The sequence below is a fragment of the Candidatus Magnetobacterium casense genome, from assembly GCF_019173545.1.
GTDB classification, from domain to species: domain Bacteria; phylum Nitrospirota; class Thermodesulfovibrionia; order Thermodesulfovibrionales; family Magnetobacteriaceae; genus Magnetobacterium; species Magnetobacterium cryptolimnobacter.
On the sequence record NZ_JABXWD010000438.1, the window covers coordinates 1 to 2,623 of the forward strand.

Annotated in this window: 4 protein-coding genes; all 4 read right to left on the minus strand. The window is 51.6% G+C overall.

What is annotated here, in order from left to right:
* Positions 1-207 (minus strand): hypothetical protein (locus tag HWQ67_RS16010; protein ID WP_218253688.1); only part of this gene is annotated, 207 nt, incomplete at its 3' end.
* Positions 185-898 (minus strand): ParB/RepB/Spo0J family partition protein, encoded by a 714-nt coding sequence (locus HWQ67_RS16015; protein WP_218253689.1) that lies wholly within the window; start codon positions 896-898, stop codon positions 185-187. The genes HWQ67_RS16010 and HWQ67_RS16015, both read right to left, overlap by 23 nt.
* Positions 856-2,130, minus strand: coding sequence for a hypothetical protein (locus HWQ67_RS16020; RefSeq protein ID WP_218253690.1), 1,275 nt, complete (start codon positions 2,128-2,130; stop codon positions 856-858). The genes HWQ67_RS16015 and HWQ67_RS16020 overlap by 43 nt, the downstream gene beginning before the upstream one ends.
* A gap of 1 nt (position 2,131) precedes the next feature.
* The gene (locus HWQ67_RS16025; RefSeq protein WP_218253691.1) at positions 2,132-2,539 is read right to left on the minus strand and encodes a hypothetical protein; all 408 of its coding nucleotides are present in this window, start codon (positions 2,537-2,539) and stop codon (positions 2,132-2,134) included.
* Positions 2,540-2,623 lie beyond the last annotated feature (84 nt).

Below are 2,623 nucleotides of genomic sequence, written 5' to 3' on the forward strand. Positions count from 1 at the left end.
AAGTACCGAAGGGGACAGGAAAAGAGAGTATCGGAAGATGATTGAGTCCAAAAAAGAGAGTGGACAAATGTCCGGACAAATGTCCGACAAACGTCCACCAGAGATAGAGTTTCCTGCCTCTACCATTTTGCAGACATCTTGGATGATTTTGTCGGAAATCTTCTCTGGTCGTCCGGCTGGCTTTTTAACCCTCTTGAACTTCGCCATCCTTCTCACGCTCCTGTTGTGCTCTCTCGTTTATGATGTGCAGAATCAACGCCGAGTGGTTCTTGATGTTCAGCTTGTGCTTCAGTTCACCCATGTTTTGAAGGAACTCGTCGTAGTCCTGATACCGTGCCAGAAACGTCGCATCGCCCTTGCACACTTCCTGCAAATAGTCTATGTTTTGGACGAACTCATCAAGCTCGCCTTCGAGGAAAAGCAGGTTCACAATGCCGGTCTTCAGCCCCTTGGGGGCGATGGAGAACAGGTTGTCATAGCTCTCCGTGAACACCGAGTCGTCCAGTCCTGACAGCTCTCTCATTTCGAGATCATCTATCGAACGGTATATCTCCGCCAGAATGGTCTTGTCGTCCTCGCCAGTTATGGCATTGTGCGAAAGCTGAATCCTGCGGATGTCGTCCTCACTCACGTCTTCTTCGTCTATCACAACAGCCTTCACGGTCTCATGGCCCAGCTCAGATACGGCCCTGACCCTATGGTTCCCGCTCACTATCTCGTAGAAGTCCTTTCTCTTCACCACCAGCGGGAGAGATGTCATCTCCCCATCATACTCGATGTTCCGCTTCAGTTTGTCAAACGTGATTTTATCCATGAACCGGGCATTTTTCGCTATGCCCTTCAGTTCCTTCACGTTCAGCGTTTCGACTCTTGTTTTCCCCTTGATTTTTCCAGCCATCCGGCCACCACCTCTTCCACAGTATTGTCAACCACGTCTGCCTCGTAGAGCAGTTTGCCCTCCTTCTCGTTCCTGAACACCAGCTCAAACACACCCCTGTACTTCATGCTCACCGGCTGTTTCGTGAAGACCGTGGTTTTCAGCCTCTTCGTCCACATCACGTACCGGGAGTCAAAAAACTTCACGCACTCTCTCGTCTTGGCTATCGTCAGCACCAGCTTCGACACCCTCGGGGCTTCCGATATTGCGTAGTCGGCCCACAGGTACGTCTGGTCGTGCTTGGACGTCGAATACAGCACGATACCCACTATCTTCTCTCCGCTCTTCAGCATCACGGCAACCGAGTTCTGCGGGGTGCTGGGCACGGCCTTCTTGATATACACCGTTCTGAAATACGCCTCGTCCTTCATCGACAGATACCCGAGCTGGATGCCGTCACGCTCGATGTCCTCAAACGTCGCCCTCTCGTACACTCCTATCTCCGGCATCTCCATGTTCACCGTGATGTACTTCTTCGTCTTCAAATAATCGCTATACAGGAACACCGGCTTCTTCTTCGGCTCCTGATACAGAATAAGCGGGTCAACCCCTTCGACGGGCCTGTCCGTGTAGAGGACGTATTTACCCCTCTCGATGATGCCATGGCACAGCAACTCATAAACCTCATTGTCGATTTCCGTGTACGGGGGGAGCCGGTCGATTATGCTCTCGTTGAACTTCTTGAACATTTTCTCGTACCCGGCGGTGTACGTTGGCGGGAAAGCCAGAATCAGGTGACGCTCGAACTCCGGCTTGTCGTACAGCGAGACCATACATTGCCGGACGAAACGCTCCAGCCTCATGATCTCTTTCAACTTCGCTATTCCGACAGCCTTGTCCTTTATCATCTTGTCCAAATTCTTGACGATGTGCCTCTTGATGCGGTTGTCTGCCTCGATGTCACGGAGCTGGGAGAAGTCGAGCAGTTGAACAATCCCTGCCACGTACTCCGCTCCGCTGTACTCATTCAGGATGGAGAGCTCTCCTACGACCTCTTTCTTGTAGTCCCCATCGCAAAGATACTCGCCGATAATCGTCGAGTATGTCGAAACGTCCGAACTCGTTATCAGGTTCTCCCGGCCCTGCATGGCGATCTCAGACCTGAAGTTCCCTGAACCCAAAACGATCACCTTTTCACGGGTGATCGCTTCGAGCTCTTGGGCTATCTTCTTCGGTATGCTTCCTAAAAACATTTCACTTCTTCATGTCGCTGAACATCTCCATCTGCTCCGGGACGTCTGCGATAGGCTCCTTTTTGCGTTCGCCTTCTTCGTTGACCTCCACCCCTGCCTTGTTCCTGAGCCAGTCTCCGACGTAATGCCGGTGGCACGGGTCTCCGACCTCCTCCCAGCAAAGAAGGATTTTCCCGTCCAGCTCCTTCGCTACCTTGTTGACGTCCAGCTTCGACAGGACACGCTTCTCGTAGTCCCTTCGCCACTCATCCTCGGAAAGCCCTCTCTCGTTTTTCACCATGTCCCATGTCGGAGCAAGTGCCGTGTACTTCGGCCCGGTGTAATACTTCGGGACTCCCCTCGAAATTGCGATGGCGTTCGGCTTGAACGCACTCTTCCGAAAATTTGATGTATTGATTTTTTTGCTCATAAGCCTCTCCCTTGTTATTGAATATTACGCCCCAGATGGAGAATGTCAACTTATTTTTTAAGCCGAGACGAAAAATTGACTCCA